The sequence below is a fragment of the Candidatus Dojkabacteria bacterium genome, assembly GCA_016927995.1.
In the GTDB taxonomy this organism is placed as follows: domain Bacteria; phylum Patescibacteriota; class Dojkabacteria; order JAFGLO01; family JAFGLO01; genus JAFGLO01.
In genome coordinates, this window is the sequence record JAFGLO010000003.1 from 1 (window position 1) to 15,524 (window position 15,524).

Here is a 15,524-nt window from a genome sequence, read left to right on the forward strand (position 1 = left end):
AGATATAATGGGAGCAGACATCCATGCTGCACAGATTGGTAACTTAAGCTCAAATGACATTACGATTTCAGAGAATCTGGATGTTGGCAATAATGCGTATGTTCGGAATGGACTTAATGTAGGGTCTGGAGGAATATTTACTAACGGAAATTTGAGCACAACCGGAACATTAAATTCATTAGGAACATATTCTGCTACAGTCGGAACAACAAACAGAGATCTATTCATCGACGACTCCGGAAACATTGGATACGTATCATCAAGCCAGAGATACAAAGAAGATATCGCAACTGAGACTGATATTTCTTGGTTATTTGACCTAAGACCTGTCACATTCACTTATAAATCTGATCCAGATAACAAACTTCAATACGGTTTAATAGCAGAAGAAGTTGAGCTGGTTAATCCCCTTCTCGTAAGCTATGATGAGCTTGGTCAACCCGAAACAGTGAGCTACAGCAAGTTAATTACGCCAATGCTGGGTGCAATTCAAAAGCAAAAACTAACCCAAGATAAACTTACCACTGACATAGAAACCTTGCTCACTAAGTTTACCAATATTGAAACCAGGGTATCCAATTTGGAAGCGAGTTTACAGCAAAGCGGCGTAGCCATAATTCCTGCCGGTCAAACTGAAGTTTATGTAGAATTTCCAAAGTCCTATTCCGAAAACATACCTAAAGTAATTGTCACATTAAACTCCGACTTACAGGTTCTTTTCTCTGTTACCAACAAAACTGCTACTGGATTTACAATTAAAATTAGTGCTGCTGTAACTCAAGATTTATCCTTCGACTGGTTAAGCGTAAGGTAACGGTAGCAAATATTATAGGAAAATAACGAGACCCTGTATGAAGATATCCGAAATACAAGCCAAATCCGTGCTTACTAAAAGCAAGCTCCCCGGTGCAGACTTTGTTATTAACCCCTATTCTGGTTGCCAGTTTGGCTGTGTTTACTGTTACGCCGATTTTACAAGAAGGTTCACGGGTCATACACGAGATATTTGGGGAGAATATGTTGATATTAGAACAAATGCTGCAGAGATTTTAGACAAAGAGCTAGATAGACTAAATCTGACCGAATCGATCAAACGAAACAAATTCAAAACCGGAAGCAAGCCTGTAATTTTCTTTGGATCAGTAACCGACCCCTATCAAGGAGCTGAAGCAAAGTACAAAATTACAAGAGAGTGTCTTTTGGTCTTGGCAAAACACAAGCTTCCTATAAAAATCTCGCTACTTACCAAGTCGCCTCTAGTAACACGAGATATCGATCTTTTAAAAAAACTTGATATTACGGTTGGACTTACGATTACTTCAACAGATGACAAAATTGGCCGACTCTTCGAGGTTAGTGCCCCACCAGCAAATCTTCGACTTAAGGCGTTAAAAACCCTTAACGAAAATGGAATCTCAACCTACGCATTTGTTGGACCGTTGTTACCTCACTTTATGACTAATCCTAAAAAGCTAAAAGATCTCTTTTCCCAAATAAAGGAAACCGGCACCAAAGAAGTCTGGGTTGAGCACATAAACTTAAGCGGATCTAAGTTTGAAAGACTAACAAAACTAGTCGGCGATAAGCTTGGGCAAGAAACGCTTAAAAAATTTAAAGAATCTCAAACCCGTAAATACAAGGATCAACTGAATGCGGTTGTAAAGGAAATTATATACGAGCTAGGCCTTACCCTTGTCGGAGGCGACGTGATAGATCATAAACGCAAGTAAATCAAAGGTTTAGCTTAAATTCTTAGCTAAGTAAGCAACAATGTAGTCAAACATTTCTCCAAGTTTTTGCCTTTCATTAATCGGTACAAATGGTCGAAGATCTTTTATGAAATAATCTTTTGAGAATGATTCTAAACGTTTTTTCAATATTCTTATATTAAAAATCTCGCCATAATACTCAAGCTTCCGGTTAATCATTGTTACATCTAACTTTCCACCAAGTTCCTGCAGGATCCAAAGATCATAAAGATCTCTTGGCTTATCCCTACTCAGAATGGCTCTTATCTTTTCAGCAATAATTTCATCTTTACTCAAGGACCTTACAAATCCTCCAAAAACAATAGGATATTCTGTTTTCAAAATATTTTTTACTGGTTGCAAGACATTTTCTCGCAGGGAGAAATCAAGCTTTACAAATATCTTGTTTTTGAAAAACGGGTGACTAGCTGTAAGTAAATAAGTTTTCCCGGCAAGTGTTTTCCTTTCTTTAAATTCGAACGGATATTTTTTGTTTAGGCTCTTAAAAAGACTGTTTATCCGTGCAGTAAATTCCTTCTCGGGAAGATTAACTGTGAAATCCAAATCCTCAGAAAACCGTTTGCCTCCGTATAGTAATCTTATTGCAGTCCCTCCTTTAAAAAAAATCTTTTCCGAGAACTTTTGTTCATATAGCTCTTTCAAAAACGTTATCTGGACAAATTCACGTAGTACAATCGACTCATTTATTTTATATCGCCCAGCAAATTCTTTAACTTGTTCTTGGGTAATCATATATACTTTAAGATAAATTCATTAACCTTATTAACTAACCTAGGTGGAAGTAGTTTTGTGTATTTTTTTAAAACAGCCTTGTCAACAATAGAAAAATCCATATCACCTAAGCAGCTCTCGGTTTTTAAACCCCTTGAAATCATATACAGTTGATCAAAAAGGGCTTTTTCCGGATTGGCTATTAAAAAACCCTTCTCTTCATAATACCCAATATAAAGCCTAGTACTAAGTCTCGAATATGTGTACAGTTTATCCTCGATTTTTTTCCGAGTGGGAGATTTAGTGGTTACAGACGTTATTTCAAATGGAAACTGACTTAGAATACCATGATAATTTAATGCAGTTTCGAACGATACATAAGATGGAGAGTAAAGAAACTGCGCAATTTCAAAATCGGAAACAGACGAACCACCCAAAATATACTTTCCTCTTTCCAAAGAAACAAATATACCTTCTTTTACGAACCGTTTGATTATTGATTGCAAGGTACTTTGAGATCTGATCCCTAATATTTGCTCTAGATCAAATATGGTAAAGAGTCTTTTCCCAGAGTTGTTAATTGCGTTTAGATATTTATATGTTGCCATATACTGCACATTATATGCAGTATAACCGAACATGTCAAGTCAAGCAAAGCCCTAAGCAGGTCGCCATTAGGGCCCTACCGGTTTACAGTTCAACACCTAACAGGCTCATTATACTTGTCGGGGGCGACGTGATTGATCATAAAAGGTTATAATCTACACCCGAATACTTAAGCTCATCTACTAGATTCGAGTTGACAACCGGAACAGTAGTTTATCTACCCTTCGGGTTACCGTTTTAACATATCGGTCAATGTATCCTCCAAAATTTGAATAGTAAAAGATCCAAGTCCCAAGCCAGATCCAGCAGTATTTAAGGGCGATGAGAACGTATGCTAACTTGATGTTTTTCCTAAAAGCTGACTTATTCATGCGAGAATTATACCACCTAATAACTATCCACGTCCGGGAAGTCAACATGTAGGGTTTCCTCACTTACCAATATCCATTCGTCATTTTGCCACTTGTAATCGGAAATTATCCAATCGTGCTCAGTTTCTGTTTCATTGTATGTCTCTACGTTAAGCGTAATTTCAATCCACTCAGACGGGCCAAAGACTCCACTACTCCATCTGAAGTAATAAATTGAATGTACTGAACCTGCACCCGAGTGAACCCAAGAACGTATAGCATCCCCTTTCAAAGTAGGATACGCAAACTCACCCAAGTATTTAAACACAGTTAATCTACCGGAAGTAGTATCCAGCATCGATTGCCAGATTCCATAATAGGAATTTCCATTAGCAGACGGATACATAAAAATCACCAAATCGTTTACCCCATCAAATGTCATGTCTTTAAGTTCAACCATGTCGTCGCTAAATATAAGGTCCATTGCATGATCAACAACTTGCGTATGTGCAAGTGTCCACGGAGTCGTATCGATAGCGGAAATAGGTCTAGTGTAAATTGTTAAAACGGCGTTAAAAATATCCCCTGAAGGATATGCAAATTCGTTAATTGGTAAAATTTGGACAGCAACATAATAATCGGCGTTAAGAGTTCCAACAAAAACAAATCCGGTTTCGTCGTAGTTAACAACTGGCGCTAGGTTACCATTTGTAACCCATGGTTGTTCTAAAAATTCCCTGGTTGTTTCTTGAAGCATTCGGTTAACCGTAGAGGTGTCAGTGGAATCCGTTTCTTGCGGGGAATCCGTTTCTTGTGTAGATAAATCAGTCGTGTCTTGGGATACACATTCTTCGCACTCATTGCACTGTTCACATTCCTCACACTGTTTGGGTATTAAAACTCCTATTACAAGTCCAACAGATATTAAAATCCCGGACAAACCCAAAACAACAAAAGGTTTTTTAACGTTTTTCAAGGAAAATTTTCTCATATTGGTCACAATATATCATATGGGATATGCAAGCTGCAATCCTTAAGAAACCTCCAGCCTTTGCCAAGGATTACAAGTACCTGTGCTACAATATACATGTACATAACTTGTAAGGATTCATTGTTATGCTTGATCCGCAAAAGATTTCAAAAATAGGCATAGGAACATATGGAATTGGCGGGCGGGGCCATAGAGACGTTGAATTAACCGAGAAGCAGGAAGACCGTAAATACATAGACGCAATTGCTTACACACTTAAACACGGTGCAAACTTTTCTGAAATTTCGGCAGGTTACGGTCATGGAAACTCACTCAGATTGTTTGCAAAAGGACTTAAAGCCTCATTGGTTAAGCGAGAGAATCTTTTTCTTACAAACTCCCTGTATCCAAGAGATTTGCCAAACATTGAAACACTCAAAGAAGATTTAAAGGCATTTTACGAAATCCTGGAAACTGATTATGCGGACTCAACACTTGTGACTTTGTCACTTTTAGTAAAGTTTGGTCACGAAAAAGTTTACGAAATGCTTCACGAATTCATAGATTCGGGGAAAACTCGATTTGTTAGTATTTCAAACGCAAGCCCTGACTCCATAGCTGCTTTCAAAAAGGAATTTGGTGACAAGGTCTTTGCACATGAAGGGCATATCAGCTTTGAGGTACGAGCAATGGCCGAAAAAGGTATATTTGATACGTGTAATACGCTTGGAATTACAAACATTATCTGGCGACCGCTTCACAGAAATGCTACGACACAGCGAAATTGGCCCCTGCTTTTAGAACTTTCTCAAAAATATGGGAAAACCCAAAATCAAATTATCCTAAACTGGATTTGTCATTTAGGGTTTCATCCTATGGTTATGTCGGCTAATCCTAAACATATCGACGAGAATCTTTCGGCTCCGGATTTTACAATGGAACTTTCGGATTACCAACGAATCAATAAATTTAGACCCCAAAACTATAACCCACCAAAAGTTGATTGGGAAAAAACAGGTAAAGGCGTGTCTATTGTAGAATTGGTAGTAGATTTTGATAAACATATCAAATTATAAATACGCTTGACAAAACCGGCCGCGGGACGTATTATGTACACAATTGTACATGATTCGTCCCGAAATGAATTATAAGGCACTTCTCCTAAAGCAAAAAAGAAAGATTTTCAAGACCGATGATTTCACGATTATTTGGAAAATTTCGAACAAGAACACGCTACTAACAACAATAAAGCGATACGTAAAAGACAAAACACTTCACAGAATAAGAAAGGGCCTCTATAGTGTAGTTCCATTAGCAGAGCTTGATCCATTTCTTGTCGGAACTTCGTATGTTAAAGGATTTTGCTACGTCAGCCTGCAAACAGTATTAGAGCTTCACGGGTTAATAAACCAGTTTTCCCAGAAAATAACACTTATAGGTAATAGATCAATTAATTTTTCCGTAAACAATACGCAATTCCTATGCAAAAAACTAAGCCCCAAATACTTAAATAATTCCGAAGGAATAAATCTCGAAGGTGAATATCCTATTGCCACAAGAGAGAGAGCAATTGCAGACATTCTATACTTTAATCCGAAATTCCATTTTGACAAAGATATCTCCAAGTATGAAAAAGAACTTAATCTTATAAAAAGTAATGTATATTCATGGAAGTAACAAGAAGGCAAGATATGCCTCATAAAATTGCGCTTTATAGTCTATTGGATGCCTTACTTTCAAACCCAGTAATTGCCACAAATATATATTTCAAGGGGGGAACATGTGCTTCAATGCTAGGCTTTCTAGATCGTTTCAGCATAGATCTTGATTTCGACATACTTGATAAAACTCAAAAGCCCATATTAAGAAAGGCTATTCATAAGATTATTTCACAGCTAGGATACACAATAAAGGATGAGTCGAAAGAGCAATTGCAATTTTTCCTAAAATATAGAGACATTCCAAATGAGCGGAACAACCTAAAACTTGAAATATCTGACCTAGTATCGACAAAGAACAAGTACAAAGAATACTACCTTGTGGAAATAGATAAATACTGCCAAGCCCAAACAATTGAGACGATGTTCGCAAACAAGCTTGTTGCATTAAAAGCACGATGGGATGAGGGTAAAGGCATTTCGGGTCGTGATATGTATGATATTCACCATTTTTTCAAACAAGGATACGACATAAATACCCCTGTTGTCGAAGAGCTTAGAAACTGCAGCTTTAATAAATATGTAAAAGAGCTAATAGATTTTATAACTACTACTGTTTCAGATAAAATGCTGTGGGAAGACCTCAATCCTCTTGTTTCAAGCAGTAAGTTAAAAACGGTTGTGCCTAAAATCAAATCAGAAGTCATATCAGCATTAAAAATCATCCAATTATGAGCACTTTCGATCCAGGTAATCAAGGCACGTTGGAACTTCCAGAAGCTTTAGGACTCCTGTTTTGCACGGACTAGACAGGTCAACAGGCCGGCTATAACGAGCTATTTTACATTGCAAGTACAGTTAAGCAAGATAAAAGCATTAGACCTTACCTTGTCCTGCATAACCAAACGGTATACAGTTAAGCAAGATGACAGACAATCAAGACACAATACAGGGCGGAAAATAGTTCCGAATACCTGCAGGAACAAAAAAGAAAGATTTAATAATAAATATTGTTGGCGCGAAAAATCCGCTTATCAAGTTCTAAAGAATAAATGGGTGATCGAGCGGAGTTGAACCGCCAACCCCCGCTTCCACAGAGCGGTGCTCTAACCAGTTGAGCTACGACCACCATCTAAAAAACAGTTAGCTGGAAGTCCCTATGCTGTCGGGACGACCACCATAAGATTCAAGGGCATCTAACAGCAACCTCCCTTGCCCACTTTTCAAGAACTTTTCACGTTTTATCACACATCTCTTACAATATCCTCCCTCGTAGTATACCATTTTATATGGTCCATTCTCGCGAGTAAACTTACTACAACCAGCATTGTGCTCTTCCAACCTAACCGTTGGAACAGAAGTTCAACAGCATATTTTAATACATTTTAGGGACTTTTTAAAGGAAATCTCTTCTATCCGACTACCCAAATATCTGACTAACTAATAACGATACATCCTCAGGAGCTTCCCTTTTTGCAATGATGTTCGTAATTGTTACAAAGAATTGAAAACCCCAAATCTCTTTCTTTTTAGCTTTAATCTGTTCTGCGGTTACATTTTCCACGGTAAGAGAAGAATTCTCTTGAGCAATTAACTCCCGCAAAACTCTGTCATCCGGCGTTATAAAGAAATCTCCCTTATTATCAGGTATCCTCTCGGCAATTGTCTTAATTAACTTTACTGCACGTCCCCTATAACACTCATGAATAGCTTCTAGCGATTCGAAGCCGATTGCCTTGAAAAACTCCAGTATTGAAGCCTCATACCTACCCGTAAGTTGAGGCATCGCTCTTAATAATTTATAGCCCTCATTAACTCGGTCCTGTATCATAACGTTAACAAAACAATCAAAGTCTCCAAAAACTGCAATAGGTCTATTAAAATCAGAATCTAATGTGCCACTATCCTTCAAAGAACCTGGCAAGCAGCTTAGTGCAAGTTGAGGCTCCTGTTTCACTCTATAAAATCTATATCCTGAACTCATAAATATGGGCGCAGTTTTAGGGTCAAACTCTTCAATTCCTGAATCTACGCGAATCAATTCGTGAGTCATTATTGCGATAAAGTTTTCTAGAACAGAACCCTTTAGCTTAGAATCTTTTCGAATTCTTGAGCGAGTCCAAATAGAATTGCCTTTGTTTATTATCGTTTTAACCTGTCCTTGAGCAAGAATAGTCTTGGCCGGAATACCCGAAGCATCTATTTGTTGTTCTCCAAGTATTCTAGTATGCTCATTCAGAATTTGTTGCATACTAGACATATCAACAAACTGGATGTCCCCATAGTATAATGAAGACACACTTCCTCCATACACATAATTGTAGACTACGGTTAGGTTTCGTACTAACTCCGAGGCTTTATCCAATCCATATTCATCAAGACTATTTAAACCCTTGTGTGTATCAACTTCGTGTTGAAGGTTCTGGTAAGCACGCTCCGGCGTTAGCGCTTCATTTTGGCATCCGGTTAATAGTGCTGCTACTGTAACCATTGCACCTTGAAGGAACTCACGTCTTGATAGTTTATTCATAATTAACCCAACCAAACAATTAAAGTGAATATTATATCATGGTGCGAGTACATCAACAATATATTTGAAGCCAATTTGAAAGGATTAAACCTGAAGTTACCTATTTCGTGCCGTTTCTAATTGCATAACCCAACGGAACAACCCAAAACACAAGAATTAAGGCAAAAACAGGTTGAAGCCAACCGCCTTCGTTTCCTGTTAAATTTGAGAGAATCACCGTGACCAATTTGTACAAAAAATATATCAGCGAACCAAAAATCATAAGTGACCCCAACGTTTCGTTTTGTTTAAATCCCTTCTTTTTAAAATACCTAATTCCAACATAAACCCCTATGCCGCCAAGCAAAACCAACAACAAAACAAGCAAAATCAAAGGTATAAGCGAAACTACATCTATCCCGGAACCAAGTCCAAATAGTCCCCAGAAAATTCCAAATACAGTAGCGATAATAATAACAATAACAGAAAAGCCAATCATGGAAAGTCCGATAGTTTTGGATTTAAACTTATGTTCCAAAATATTCATTATATTTCCCTTTAACTTAGCCACTTATTCAATAGTACAGGACATACTTTCATTTGTAAAATTCGTAAGACCATATCATTTTCAATCCATTTTGTGGTATAATATCCATCGGAAAATTGTCCAAACTAGGTGATACGATAATTCCTTTAAAGAATAAATCCTCTGCGCGCTAATTTGTACTTATCCTTAAAATACTATGTTAGATAATGGAAAGAAATCAAAGTCACTACAATTCATCTGGCGGCAGCAGCTACCAAAATAGAAACCGAGACAGAAGCGGGGGCTACCGTGGATTCAGTAGGCAAAACAGATTTGGAAAAAACAGAGGGTTTAGAAATCAAAGATCAAACCGTGGAAGATTCATAGGTGAAAAAATCCCATACGAAAAGTATATTTCAAAAACAGTAGAAAACTACATTGCCCCGTCAATTTATGCTGAAGATAGGTTGTTTTCGGAATATGCTATATCGGAACTTATAAAAAGAAACATATCATCCAAAGGGTATAACCATCCTACACTTGTACAGTCACAGGCAATTCCACATATCCTACAAGGAAAAGATGTATTAGGCCGCGCAAGTACAGGTTCTGGAAAAACAGGAGCATTCTTAATTCCACTTATTGACAAAGTTCTAAAAGACAAATTACAAAAATGTTTAATAATTGTCCCAACAAGGGAGCTGGCATCTCAAATACGAACTGAACTTATAGAGCTGTCAAGAGGCTCCGGAATATTCTCTGTCTTAATAATCGGCGGCGTATCCATGGGAATGCAAATTAATGATCTTAGGCGAAATCCAAGTTTTATAATTGGAACACCCGGTAGGTTAAAAGACCTTTATGAAAGAAATAAAATTAACTTAGAAACCTTTAACAATATCGTACTCGACGAAGTCGACAGAATGTTAGACATGGGCTTTATTGGAGATATAACACTCTTAATATCAAAACTAAGAGAAAAGAAACAAACATTATTTTTCTCGGCAACTATGTCATTTGAAGCTGAAAAAATTGCAGATACCCTACTTTCTAATCCTGTTAAACTTAAGATCGAGGAAGAATCTCCTCTTAAAAGTGTTAATCAAAACGTTGTTATGGTTCAAAATTCCGAACAAAAACTTCCTACCCTTGTGTCACTTCTAACTAAAGAAGAATTTACAAAGGTTTTAATCTTTTCAAGAACAAAACACGGAGCCGATAACCTTACAAAGAAATTAAAAGCTCAAAATTTAAGGGTCGAGGCTATTCACGGAAATAAAACCCAGCAAAAGCGACTTAGAGTTATTTCTGATTTTAAGCTAAACCGTATTAATATTTTAGTTGCAACCGACGTCGCCGCCAGGGGCTTAGATATTCCAAATGTTTCACACGTAATTAACTACGACGAACCTCAAACATTTAAAGATTATATCCATAGAATCGGTAGAACCGGTCGAGCAGGCAAGCCCGGAAATGCACTTACCTTTGTGGGGTGTTAGAAAGTAAATCAAAAACTATATCTTTCGAAAATTCTCCGAACTCATTAACCTTAATTACCTTATCAGATATAAATCCTAAATGACCTAGCTCTTCCGTTTCTCCAATAACAATTGTAACAACTTTTAGACCTACCCCTTTTGCAAACCCAGCTTCAAGACACATTCCCCTCCCAACTCCGCCTTTGGAAACAATATTAACAAGCATGTCACACTCTTTAATTTTTGAAAACGCCTTAAGCATTACTTCTTCTTCCGAATCTTGTATTCTTCCCCAGTCTTCTTCGTCTCGAAGGTAAATATAAGTGCTATGACCCGTCTCTTCAAATATTTTTGAGATCTTTTCAAGAAGGCTTTTAACCTCCTTAACACTTTGACCCCCGAACTTATATGTAAGATAAATTTTCATATTAAACCTGTTTAATTAATTCTGCTTTTCCAGTTTTTCCAACTTTTTCGCAGATTTCTAACTCATGAGTAAGATTTAACCCAAGAATACTAAATGGCAAAGTCCCTTTTATCTCAACCAAATTTTCAGGATTCATGTGTCCAAAGTAATGTGAGCCAGGATAAGTTATCGCGTCAAAGAATTCGACTTCTGTGCCAGCTACGTCAATAAATAGGTGAGAAAATGGAAGCTCAGCATCCCCCTTTGGCTCTTTACAATATTTCTTGACTTTGATGGACCCTAGCTTTGCAATCTCTTGCACTGTTTCAAAATCGGTAGCAAAATCTATGTCCTTTTTAGGCACTACATTTACGCCCTGCAAAAGTAGATTAACACTACCAATAAGAAAACCCTTGGCACGCAACTCCTCGGGCAGCGGCGTTAATGTAGCGATAATTAAACTTTCGAACTGCGAAACCAAGTCTAGTGAAATGCCTTTGTTAATAACAGATTTTCTAAAAATTGATTACAGTATTATCTGCTATCCATCTCTCTTTTTCAAGAAAACATTTCCTGTTATACTTAACCATTATGATAGAACTTCCAGAAGCAAAAGTACTCTCGGAACAGCTTACAAAATCGGTTAAGGGAAAAACTGTTGCCACTGTAATTGCAAATCAGAGTCCACACAAATTTGCCTGGTTTAAAGATGATCCAAAAGATTATTCAAAAAAACTTTCAGGTGGAAAGGTTTTAAAAGCCGAACCTATAGGCGGATATCTACAAGTCAAATTTGGCGAGGCCACAATAGTTTTCGGTGAAGGAATAAACTTACGGTTCCTTGGAAAAGACGCAAAACGTCCACCCAAACATCAATTGCTACTTGAATTTGCCGACGGAACTGCACTTTGTGCCTCTGTCCAAATGTACGGCGGACTCTGGCTTTATACCAAATCAGAAAAAATCGACAACAAATACATTACAGGTGCCATTCAAAAACCCTCTCCTTATACCAAAGAATTTACTAAAGCCTATTTTGACAAACTCATAAACGATGAATCTGTTCAAAAATTAAGTATCAAAGCATTCTTAGCTACAGAGCAGCGAATCCCAGGTTTAGGGAATGGAGTCCTTCAGGACATATTGTACAATGCTAAACTTCACCCAAAACAAAAGATAATGAATCTATCAAACTCCGAAAAATCAACCCTGTTCAAATCGGTAACGGACATACTCTTAGAAATGGCTACAAAAGGAGGACGCGATGTTGAAACAGATTTATTTGGAAATCCCGGCGGATTTATTTGTCAGGTTAGTAAAAATACCGTTGGCAAGCCTTGTCCAAAGTGCAAGTCAAAAATTGTTAAACTTGCTTATATGGGTGGGAGCGTATATTTTTGCCCAGACTGTCAAAAAGAAACTGTCAGCAAGAGAGGTTAAAGTCCTGTTTTCAGTTTTTGCTTTTTCTTTCTCGATGCACTAAAAAGTAATAAATAAAGAATGCTTTGTTATCCCTAGTATGAGATAACGGTGAGTGTCATATTTATACTATATATACCAGCAGGCTGCTCACCGGGAATCTTTTGTGAGATACCTATATTCGTAATATCCCAGGAACAAGGTGCCGTAGTACTTGCACCAGCAGTAAGTAATACAATTGAGTCTACAACCCCCTCAGAAAATGAATTAACTGATCCTACAGATATACCAGTCGTTGAACACATCGCATCGGGGGTAATAATCATTGTTGACGGATCAATTGTCATCTGCCCTCCGAATAGATCTATATCAGCACCATCGCCCACATATTCAGTTGGATCATTATAGTCGTATGAGTTTATGGAATCACTCCATAAAGCTAACGGACCTTCGGTAGCTGCAATTGTTAGGATCCATGATTCATTAGCCGTTCCGTTATCTATCCTTATCTTTTGAGAATCTGTACCCAGAACCCCTGTAGATGTCTGAGAATAAATGGAAATCGGGACCTGAGACATCTCAACAGTTGGGGTTAAAACCGGATTACCATCTGTATCAACAATATCAACCGTAAGGGAACCGGTAGACGGATAATCAATCAGGATATAAACATATTCTAAGTTTATATCCTGCGGTCCAGCAGTATCGTTATTTTGAATCTCGAGCCAGACTCCATTAGCAAGGTGTGTTGTTGTTAACCCCGGACAATCTATAAAGTCCCTTGTTTCTGATGCATACTGCGGAGCAGGATCAACACTACAGATTATATTCCCATCGAGGGAATCTCTAAGATACACGCCCCATGTACCCGATAACGTCCCGTAAGAGTCATAATATAATCTGGCAGAGGTTATATTATCAAGGATTATAGTCTGAAAAGGTGCATCTAGTACATCTCCCTTTGTGAGTGCATAACTTACGGAATCATCCACTGTTATTGCCGACAGACATTCAGGTGACTGTTTGTTATTAATTAAACAGTTAGTAACAATAAGGGTTGCAGTGTCGGCATAGACATAATTTAACTTATCGAACAAGAGAGAAAAATACAAAGAACTAACCGATACAAACAATAAACAAAGCGCAAAAGGTTTTTTGTAATTATGCTCTCGATAATCTCGCATGTCTATTTCTATACTATTTACTAGGTGGCACTTTTATCTTTTTACCAACATTTAGTTTGTCCTCAGGCTTAATCTTGTTAACAAGAGCAATTAGCCGACTTGAGACCTTGTATTTCTCGGAGAGTTTGGAGATTGTGTCACCAGGCTTAACGCCGTATTCAATCCAATCCTTGGAAAGCCTCTTATCTGCCGAATATACAAAAACATAATAAATTAGTGAGCCAACTACACATAAGGCTGAAACACATACGGCAACTACAGTTGCCTTTGGCATAATCCAGATTGTATCAGTTGCAGTTAGTGTAACGAAATCCGAATCACCTGACCCATTATTAAAGTTGTTTTTATCATAAGTAACCTTCAAATTAAGATAATGAGGTCCACCCCAATCTGACTGTTTGAATTGGAACATTAGGATCGATTCCTGTTCCCTATATGTTGTATATGTGCTCGAAATTTTACCCAGTTCATTGCCAAAAACATCTTTTACAGTAAGCTCAACGGCGGCATCAATTGAAACTGTTCCATTATTCTTGAGAACAGGCTTCACAATAATTAAATCACCCTCAATCTTCGTGTCCATTCTTACTAATTCCAAGTCCCGTATCAAATCACCCGGAACAGTAACAACAAGTCTTATTGCTTTTCTAATCGAAAGATTGATTCCTGGCTCAAGTTCATTAGTATTTTTTTCCTGAATAACTATACATCCGTTATTCTCTCCGACATCAGCAGAATCCGGAACACTAATCTTAAAGTCCACTATTGCACTTGAATTTGGATCCAAAGTTAACTCTTCAACATCCATTGTTACCCAACTACCAACCTCCTCACGAGCCTCTGCATACTGTCTACAACCAAACCCACCATCACTTGAGATAATTTTATCTGCAGGATAAACAATAACCGTCTTTGTTTCATTTGTATAGTTTGTAATGAGAATTCCGTCGGTTGCTTCTTCTCCAATATCCAGTTCGTGGATAAATATTGACTCCGTTCTGGGATTATCATCTCGAGGATATGCAGGAAGCCCATTTATTTTAGTACTTATGTTGTCTTCCGCAAAGACCGGGGTCAAGTTAAGAAGCATTAAGAATAAAAAGAAAAATACCATTAAAATAGTATTAGCTAGCTTCCTCATTTAATTTAAAAATTAATTTAAGTTATTGAGCAGTAATTGTCAACACAAGACTTATCGCATAATCTGAGGCCGGTGGTTGTTCCGCAGGTATTAACTGCGAAATACTTACGCCCGTTAGCACCCAGTCACCAACACTATCAGATGATGATGAACCTGTCATTAGAGTTATACTATCTATATTTCCTTCCTCGAAAGAAGCCTCGGATCCTAGCGATATGTTATTGGTTGTGCAAGAGGAACAGTTCCCCACTGCTAAATTTGCCGTTGAGGGGTTAATTGTCATCTGACCTCCAAACCAGTCAGGATCCAACCCATCTAAACATCCGGCATCGTCATTAAAGTCATAATCAACACCGGCACTTTCCCATAATGCAGTCGGAGAAGAGGCCGCTATTGTAAGATTCCATCCGGCTGAGGTTGCTCCGGGATTCACAATATATATTTGTTGATTACTAATTCCCAGAGTACCTGTTGAGGTTTGACAAGAAAAACTGAAATCCCTGCTACTCATTACAACAAGTGGGAAAGGAACCGAAACATAAGAAGAATCTACGAGATCAACGGAAAGTGTTCCGGGATTTATTGTTTGACCAAAGCCAGATGTACTAGATAATACATCCGTCTTCTTCGATTCAACGTTGTTAAGATATAAGGTTGCTCCGCAGAAAACAAGTGATAATACAATGAATAAAACTGCAAATTTCTTGTCTCTAAGCTTGCTCATAGAGAAGATTTCATTAAAATTAATTTACTCCATAATAGAAAACTATAATGATTCTGTCAATGTTTACTTGTTT

At 37.7% G+C, this 15,524-nt stretch carries 17 protein-coding genes and 1 tRNA gene; 7 read left to right on the forward strand and 11 right to left on the reverse strand.

What is annotated here, in order from left to right; genetic code table 11:
* On the forward strand, positions 1-814 hold an 814-nt coding region (locus tag JW962_00355; GenBank protein ID MBN1373774.1), incomplete at its 5' end, for a tail fiber domain-containing protein.
* Positions 815-851: 37 nt separating this feature from the next.
* Complete coding sequence (locus JW962_00360; protein MBN1373775.1) at positions 852-1,730, forward strand: radical SAM protein; 879 nt, start codon at positions 852-854, stop codon at positions 1,728-1,730.
* Between the two features lie 9 nt (positions 1,731-1,739).
* Here JW962_00360 and JW962_00365 read toward each other — a convergent pair whose 3' ends face one another.
* From JW962_00365 to JW962_00375, 3 genes are all read right to left on the reverse strand, one after another.
* Positions 1,740-2,501: a nucleotidyl transferase AbiEii/AbiGii toxin family protein gene (locus JW962_00365; GenBank protein MBN1373776.1), complete on the reverse strand. Its 762-nt coding sequence runs from the start codon at positions 2,499-2,501 to the stop codon at positions 1,740-1,742.
* The gene (locus tag JW962_00370) at positions 2,498-3,088 is read right to left on the reverse strand and encodes a hypothetical protein (protein ID MBN1373777.1); all 591 of its coding nucleotides are present in this window, start codon (positions 3,086-3,088) and stop codon (positions 2,498-2,500) included. Before JW962_00370 ends, JW962_00365 begins: the two co-directional genes overlap by 4 nt.
* A 385-nt stretch (positions 3,089-3,473) precedes the next feature.
* The gene (locus JW962_00375) at positions 3,474-4,427 is read right to left on the reverse strand and encodes a hypothetical protein (GenBank protein ID MBN1373778.1); all 954 of its coding nucleotides are present in this window, start codon (positions 4,425-4,427) and stop codon (positions 3,474-3,476) included.
* A 125-nt stretch (positions 4,428-4,552) separates the two neighbouring features.
* Between JW962_00375 and JW962_00380 the strand changes: the two genes are divergently transcribed.
* The 3 genes from JW962_00380 to JW962_00390 are packed head-to-tail and all read left to right on the forward strand — an operon-like array spanning position 4,553 to position 6,799.
* Positions 4,553-5,482, forward strand: coding sequence for an aldo/keto reductase (locus tag JW962_00380; protein ID MBN1373779.1), 930 nt, complete (start codon positions 4,553-4,555; stop codon positions 5,480-5,482).
* Between the two features lie 49 nt (positions 5,483-5,531).
* On the forward strand, positions 5,532-6,083 hold the full coding sequence (locus JW962_00385; protein ID MBN1373780.1) for a hypothetical protein: 552 nt from the start codon (positions 5,532-5,534) through the stop codon (positions 6,081-6,083).
* Entirely contained in the window at positions 6,074-6,799 is a 726-nt protein-coding gene (locus JW962_00390) for a nucleotidyl transferase AbiEii/AbiGii toxin family protein (GenBank protein MBN1373781.1), read from the forward strand. Before JW962_00385 ends, JW962_00390 begins: the two co-directional genes overlap by 10 nt.
* A gap of 320 nt (positions 6,800-7,119) precedes the next feature.
* Here the strand turns inward: JW962_00390 and JW962_00395 are convergent.
* The 3 genes from JW962_00395 to JW962_00405 form a co-directional block, all read right to left on the reverse strand.
* Positions 7,120-7,193: transfer RNA gene (locus JW962_00395), tRNA-His, on the reverse strand.
* A gap of 291 nt (positions 7,194-7,484) precedes the next feature.
* Positions 7,485-8,594: a hypothetical protein gene (locus JW962_00400; GenBank protein MBN1373782.1), complete on the reverse strand. Its 1,110-nt coding sequence runs from the start codon at positions 8,592-8,594 to the stop codon at positions 7,485-7,487.
* A gap of 100 nt (positions 8,595-8,694) precedes the next feature.
* On the reverse strand, positions 8,695-9,120 hold the full coding sequence (locus JW962_00405; protein ID MBN1373783.1) for a hypothetical protein: 426 nt from the start codon (positions 9,118-9,120) through the stop codon (positions 8,695-8,697).
* A 206-nt stretch (positions 9,121-9,326) separates the two neighbouring features.
* Here JW962_00405 and JW962_00410 point away from each other — a divergent pair, with 206 nt between their 5' ends.
* On the forward strand, positions 9,327-10,598 hold the full coding sequence (locus JW962_00410) for a DEAD/DEAH box helicase (protein ID MBN1373784.1): 1,272 nt from the start codon (positions 9,327-9,329) through the stop codon (positions 10,596-10,598).
* Here JW962_00410 and JW962_00415 read toward each other — a convergent pair.
* Together JW962_00415 and JW962_00420 are read right to left on the reverse strand one after the other, a co-directional pair.
* A complete protein-coding gene (locus JW962_00415) occupies positions 10,579-11,004 on the reverse strand; it encodes a hypothetical protein (GenBank protein MBN1373785.1) in 426 nt (141 codons plus the stop codon). The two genes, JW962_00410 and JW962_00415, sit on opposite strands and share 20 nt — an antisense overlap.
* Position 11,005: 1 nt before the next feature.
* Positions 11,006-11,464, reverse strand: coding sequence for a hypothetical protein (locus tag JW962_00420; protein ID MBN1373786.1), 459 nt, complete (start codon positions 11,462-11,464; stop codon positions 11,006-11,008).
* Positions 11,465-11,574: 110 nt separating this feature from the next.
* Between JW962_00420 and JW962_00425 the strand changes: the two genes are divergently transcribed.
* The gene (locus JW962_00425; GenBank protein ID MBN1373787.1) at positions 11,575-12,423 is read left to right on the forward strand and encodes an endonuclease VIII; all 849 of its coding nucleotides are present in this window, start codon (positions 11,575-11,577) and stop codon (positions 12,421-12,423) included.
* A gap of 74 nt (positions 12,424-12,497) precedes the next feature.
* Here the strand turns inward: JW962_00425 and JW962_00430 are convergent, their stop codons facing one another.
* From JW962_00430 to JW962_00440, 3 genes are read right to left on the reverse strand one after another with little or no spacing between them, the layout of a single operon-like run.
* A complete protein-coding gene (locus JW962_00430; protein ID MBN1373788.1) occupies positions 12,498-13,586 on the reverse strand; it encodes a hypothetical protein in 1,089 nt (362 codons plus the stop codon).
* A 13-nt stretch (positions 13,587-13,599) separates the two neighbouring features.
* Positions 13,600-14,727, reverse strand: coding sequence for a LysM peptidoglycan-binding domain-containing protein (locus tag JW962_00435; GenBank protein MBN1373789.1), 1,128 nt, complete (start codon positions 14,725-14,727; stop codon positions 13,600-13,602).
* 22 nt (positions 14,728-14,749) lie between these two features.
* Entirely contained in the window at positions 14,750-15,451 is a 702-nt protein-coding gene (locus tag JW962_00440; protein MBN1373790.1) for a hypothetical protein, read from the reverse strand.
* Positions 15,452-15,524 lie beyond the last annotated feature (73 nt).

Bases quoted from the DNA above. Each gene is read 5' to 3' on its own strand.
- JW962_00360 (MBN1373775.1), top strand. From the start codon at position 852: ATGAAGATATCCGAAATACAAGCCAAATCCGTGCTTACTAAAAGCAAG.
- JW962_00365 (MBN1373776.1), bottom strand. From the start codon at position 2,501: ATGATTACCCAAGAACAAGTTAAAGAATTTGCTGGGCGATATAAAATA.
- JW962_00370 (MBN1373777.1), bottom strand. From the start codon at position 3,088: ATGGCAACATATAAATATCTAAACGCAATTAACAACTCTGGGAAAAGA.
- JW962_00375 (MBN1373778.1), bottom strand. From the start codon at position 4,427: ATGAGAAAATTTTCCTTGAAAAACGTTAAAAAACCTTTTGTTGTTTTG.
- JW962_00380 (MBN1373779.1), top strand. From the start codon at position 4,553: ATGCTTGATCCGCAAAAGATTTCAAAAATAGGCATAGGAACATATGGA.
- JW962_00385 (MBN1373780.1), top strand. From the start codon at position 5,532: ATGATTCGTCCCGAAATGAATTATAAGGCACTTCTCCTAAAGCAAAAA.
- JW962_00390 (MBN1373781.1), top strand. From the start codon at position 6,074: ATGGAAGTAACAAGAAGGCAAGATATGCCTCATAAAATTGCGCTTTAT.
- JW962_00400 (MBN1373782.1), bottom strand. From the start codon at position 8,594: ATGAATAAACTATCAAGACGTGAGTTCCTTCAAGGTGCAATGGTTACA.
- JW962_00405 (MBN1373783.1), bottom strand. From the start codon at position 9,120: ATGAATATTTTGGAACATAAGTTTAAATCCAAAACTATCGGACTTTCC.
- JW962_00410 (MBN1373784.1), top strand. From the start codon at position 9,327: ATGGAAAGAAATCAAAGTCACTACAATTCATCTGGCGGCAGCAGCTAC.
- JW962_00415 (MBN1373785.1), bottom strand. From the start codon at position 11,004: ATGAAAATTTATCTTACATATAAGTTCGGGGGTCAAAGTGTTAAGGAG.
- JW962_00425 (MBN1373787.1), top strand. From the start codon at position 11,575: ATGATAGAACTTCCAGAAGCAAAAGTACTCTCGGAACAGCTTACAAAA.
- JW962_00430 (MBN1373788.1), bottom strand. From the start codon at position 13,586: ATGCGAGATTATCGAGAGCATAATTACAAAAAACCTTTTGCGCTTTGT.
- JW962_00435 (MBN1373789.1), bottom strand. From the start codon at position 14,727: ATGAGGAAGCTAGCTAATACTATTTTAATGGTATTTTTCTTTTTATTC.
- JW962_00440 (MBN1373790.1), bottom strand. From the start codon at position 15,451: ATGAGCAAGCTTAGAGACAAGAAATTTGCAGTTTTATTCATTGTATTA.